5 protein-coding genes are annotated in these 4769 nt (G+C 39.4%); 1 reads left to right on the top strand and 4 read right to left on the bottom strand.

What is annotated here, in order from left to right; translation table 11 throughout:
* The first annotated feature begins 33 nt into the window (after positions 1-33).
* The gene (locus tag DJ69_RS17985; RefSeq protein ID WP_144050452.1) at positions 34-291 is read left to right on the top strand and encodes a hypothetical protein; all 258 of its coding nucleotides are present in this window, start codon (positions 34-36) and stop codon (positions 289-291) included.
* Between the two features lie 284 nt (positions 292-575).
* On the opposite strand, the gene DJ69_RS17980 is transcribed toward DJ69_RS17985, so the two are convergent.
* The 4 genes from DJ69_RS17980 to DJ69_RS18500 all read right to left on the bottom strand — a co-directional run.
* A complete protein-coding gene (locus DJ69_RS17980) occupies positions 576-755 on the bottom strand; it encodes a hypothetical protein (RefSeq protein WP_144050451.1) in 180 nt (59 codons plus the stop codon).
* On the bottom strand, positions 752-1663 hold the full coding sequence (locus tag DJ69_RS13585; protein ID WP_099256100.1) for a homing endonuclease associated repeat-containing protein: 912 nt from the start codon (positions 1661-1663) through the stop codon (positions 752-754). Before DJ69_RS13585 ends, DJ69_RS17980 begins: the two co-directional genes overlap by 4 nt.
* A 209-nt stretch (positions 1664-1872) precedes the next feature.
* Positions 1873-3258, bottom strand: a complete 1386-nt coding sequence (locus DJ69_RS13580) for a bifunctional DNA primase/polymerase (RefSeq protein WP_099256099.1) — start codon at positions 3256-3258, stop codon at positions 1873-1875.
* Positions 3259-3941: 683 nt separating this feature from the next.
* On the bottom strand, positions 3942-4769 hold an 828-nt coding region (locus DJ69_RS18500), incomplete at its 5' end, for a hypothetical protein (RefSeq protein WP_180271827.1).

Raw genomic sequence — 4769 nt, 5'->3', positions numbered from 1 at the left:
GAAGTTTAGACGGATATGGACGTAACTGTTAGCATGGAAAAAGAAAAGTATGATAAACATCTTTGGATTCTAAATGCGATACACAATAATAATACAAATATTGAAGATATTAAAGACTTTATTGAAAGAAGAGATACAAATATCGATGAGATTAAATCAGATACAATAAAAGACACACTAATATACTTCAAAAAGCATGGTATTGTTAAATATACTGTAGATGATGATGATAGCAAATGGAAGATTACCAACCCCGATCAAATAAAAACAAGAAATCCTTTTAAGGATTAGATTAGGAAATTAACCCCCCGGACAATTTGTCCGAGGGTGCCACAAAACTTTTGTGGCACCCCCTTTCAAGGGGTCACAAAACTTTTGTGACCCTTTCTTATCCTAAATCAATACACCATATAACAGACTCAATCCTATAGCCAAGAACCCGAAGCTCAATCCCATAGGCACTATCGAATTTCGATAATCTCTGTCGGTGAAAAACACAGAATGGTATAACGTCGATCCAAAGAGTATCAGAGCGACACCGATACCGAAACCAATAGCAGATAATGCTGATACAATCATAGATACCCCTCATCCTCTAAGAATTTGCCAAGTGCTACCTCAATCAGCATTTTCTCATTGTAGTTTTTATCGTATGTGTATTGTTCAAAAGATTCTATTAATTCCTCGTCAGAAATCGCACATCTGATTAATTTCAAATCGTTACTGCTATCGTTATTATTTACTGACAAACTCATAATGCTTTCCTCCGGTTATTGTTTTCAAGGCTCTTTGCTAATCTCTCAAATCCATCGGGATCCGTATCCTGAAAACGTCCTTCATACTTCTTATGGCAATGATAGCAGAGCGTAATCATGTTTTCTGTGTCGTTCAAAGGTTCGTAATTTTCGGGTTTAGATAAGTCACCAAACTTAGATTTAGGCTTGATATGATGCACGTCGTTGTTCCGATCTTCATGAGAGAACCCGCATACTCTGCATTTATCGTTATCTCTCTTTCTGACTTTTGCTTTTTGTTTTTCGACATAACTACTAGGTCCGTAATACCATTCGTTTCCTCCGGACCATTCGTAGTGATCTTTACCCGGCGCGACACTCTTCGTTTCAAGATCCACTTTTTCTTTAGCCTTATTCCAAGTTCCAAAGTATTTCCGGTAAGAAGCTATGGAATATTTCCCATCTTCTTTCATATCCTTAATATTTGGTGATTTTTGCTTTTCCTCTGCTAATCTCTCAAGTTCATCTAATAGATCCTGTTTATCTACTTTTAGAGTTTGCAGATTAGCTTTTCTCTTGGCTTTTTGCCAAGTTCCAAAAGTTCGTTTATAGGTATTTGAGGCATATTTGCCCTTTTCTGTCATATCTTCGGGAGTAATTATTCCATCTACTTCACCCTTCAATCGGTGAAGCTCATTGATAAGATCCTCTTCAGAGATATTTTGATGGGTATCTATTTCAAAACCAAGCTTCTTTTTGGCATCATTCCAAGATCCGAAGTATTTTCTATAATGATACAACGAATGTTTGCTATGTTCTTTCATATCCCTTTGAGTAATGGGTCCATCCACCTTTTGATCTACCCGATTCATTTCTTCGTACAATTCTTTAACTTTGTCTGTGTCAGACATATCTTTAAGTTCAGTCATAATAAATTTCTCTCGCTTTGATAACAAATTCTTTTGGTTCGCACGGTCCAATATCGCAAAATCTATCTTTACAATCCTCACAAAGAGTTAGTAAATTAGATCGTTCGTAGTCTCCTTTGGCTGTTTTAACGACAATTAGATTTCGGCCAGCATGGTCGTTACACACTCTACATCTATAACAATCTCTTAGTGCTACGTCAGCATCAATTTCATTCATATTTCTCTCCGTTATATCTTATATGTTCAGCATCAACCGGATCGGGAAGATCCGCCGGATATACCCTGTAATCAATCCCCTCTTTGATACAGGCTAGTTTGATAGAACCCTTCTTTCGCATTTTTTTCATAGCTCTTCTATACGTCTCTTCGGTGTTTCTATCTAGTTCAGAGCAAATCTTTCTAATCGCATGAGGGGACGGGTATTCAGTCTCTTTACCCTCCGATAGGGGACGGGGGGTATCTTGATACATTGGTGTTTTACAAACAGCCTCCAAATCCCCTCTGTCAATCTCCAAGTTCCATACTTGAGCCATATCCTTAGCAGTATCAATATCCCAATCTTCAATCAGCCAATTCATTACAAAGTCAACATAGTTTTGCGTTATTTCTGAATACTCATTGAATTTTCTTTTATCGTTGTTTCGCTGGTTCAGTAATCTATTGAATAACGATTGATCGAATTGTCGAATAGCATTATCCAGCATATCATGCTTGTATCCCTTATCCCGAGATACCCACTTTCTCTTTTGACCATCTTTCGTGAAGGGTGTTTGATTTGAATAATATCCGTAAACCTCTCCCGCTAACCCCCGGCTTTCGTTGTGAGATTTTCCATATTCTTTGAAAACACCATACAAGTGTTCTAGGGTGACAAAATCTAGGCGACTTGTATCAATCTCATTTGAATCTTCTTTGTTCAGGGAGTTTCCCATACCCCCTCTCCCGCCGTTAAGCCGGTCCATAAGATCGGTGAAAAACGCCGGAGAGTCAGACTGTAGTTTGCTGAAAACATCATGAGCTGTATTCAGTCGTTCTCCACCTTCGGAGAGTGATTCAATATCAATATCTTCGGAGTATCCTTCTTCGGTATCTTTGTCGAACCCGCCTATCCAATCCTCCAATTCGTCTTTTGCTACTGATTGAATTGGCGCGTCGTTTTCAATGGTATATGAGCCGTAATCAGGTATGCTGCTACCCGGTCCTACAACATACTGATTGTCGCTTCTTATCTCGCCCCAATCCCGCTTAATATTGGGTAGTGGAGTATCTGATACGACATATCTATGTTCTCCACCTTCGGACGGGGTTGATACACAAAAGGTATCTACAGTCTTTTTTAGCAGATCGTTAGGTGCCTCATCGGGATCGTCAATGTCAATAAAGTGTAACGGTCCCTTCGCTAGAATCCCGTAGTTACCTAGATTTTGCTCTAAGTCCCTCCTGTTACTCTTTTGCTTAAAGTCGTTATATGCGGACTTAGTGCCTTCTTTGAGGGGTATAGCGATGTTGCTAAGATTTACAGAAACGTTGTTAAGTCTCCGCAAAGCGATACATTTATATTCGTTAGGGTTCTTAGATTCAATTGTATAAGTCATAATTTATCTTTCTCCCCTGTGTGCGCCAACACACAGGTTTTCTTACAAACATCGGTTAGATGCTTCGTTAGATTTGCGTTCGTTTAGATTAGCACTTAATTACGTTAGTATCTCAACCTTTAAAAGTCCTTCTTAAAAGAACGTTAAATAAATAATATTTAGAGAGAATATTAGTATGTTAATTATTCACATTTTAATATCCTTATATTTAATGATAATACCTTAATTCTACCTCGGGTTCAAACTCAGACATATCAATAATAAGAGAAATAGTATCCTCATCGGGATTTTCGACAATCCCTTTCACGTCGTCATACTTCTTCACGTCGTCTCTAAGGTTATCTAATTCTCTCTTATCGATCTTGTATTCTTCTAGTTCATCGGATAGGGTAATGACAGACATAGTTACTTTGTCAGATAATTTTTAAATCCTCTGTTAAAGTCGCATGAGGGACAATCGGTGATAATTTTGAGACATATCTTTGCATCACCCAAAAATGAGAGATTGAGATTATCCTCTGATACTGCTATATCCGTCTTACAACGGGGACATGGTACTTTGTCAATCATCTTACGAACCCACATTCACATTCGCTAAAGAAGGTGTATTCAATTCCATCGGGAGATCCGGGTAATTCCTCTTCAAAATCCGGCGCACCACAATTAGGACATTCAGACATATCTTAATCCTCCTTGGAAACTACTGCTATTACAGTATCGCCCGTATCCTCTTCTAGTTCGACCGAACCGTTCCAATTCGGTTCATCCTCCGGGTTCCGAAGAGCCTTCTTGATTTCCGGATCTTGGGTCGTTACCCGGCGAGAGTTTTCACCAACACTCTCATACAGGTTTTGCTCATCACTCTGCGAAAGATCCTCTGCTATATCCTGAAAAGCACTATTTTCAGAATCCTCCCAAGAGTTAGCAGCTAACTCTTCTACTTCTTCATCGGGAGTATTGATTTCCGTATCAGGTTCAGACTTGGACCATTCTTCTTCAATCTTAGCGATTTGTTCCTGTAGCTCTTCATCGACACTTTCCTCCGAACCTTCTTGATTCGCTTCTTGAATAATCTCCTTGAATTCTTCGCCCGACAAATCGGAGACTGAACGTTCGGGATCGTACTTTGTCCCCTTCTTTTTGAATTCCTTGAGACGATCTATTTTTTCTTGTTTCTTTCTCTCTCGGACGGCTCGATTGTGCCTTTCACAATCCCGCTTAATACCCCTCATAGCCTCATCGTAGCTAGAAGGACCGTCTTCGCCGTTTACAGTCTTTTCTTGAGATTCAAGCTCTGCGATTTCCTCATCACTAAAGAACTTTCCAAGCCGAGAGTTTGCTAAAGAATCTACCTCAATCTTAACGACGTGTTCCCCTTCTTCGCGTTCTCTGATTTCAGCATTACCCTCAGAAAGTTCAGAGATAACAATATCCTTGTCGGGGTTCAGATTACGCTCTTGGATGTCTTCATGAGACGAAAGTTCAGCTACTCCCGTAGATCCGCCTTGGTT

This window comes from Halorubrum persicum (assembly GCF_002727125.1).
Lineage (GTDB): Archaea > Halobacteriota > Halobacteria > Halobacteriales > Haloferacaceae > Halorubrum > Halorubrum persicum.
The sequence above is the reverse complement of the archived record's forward strand: the minus strand, read 5'-3'. Positions and strand labels throughout refer to the sequence as shown.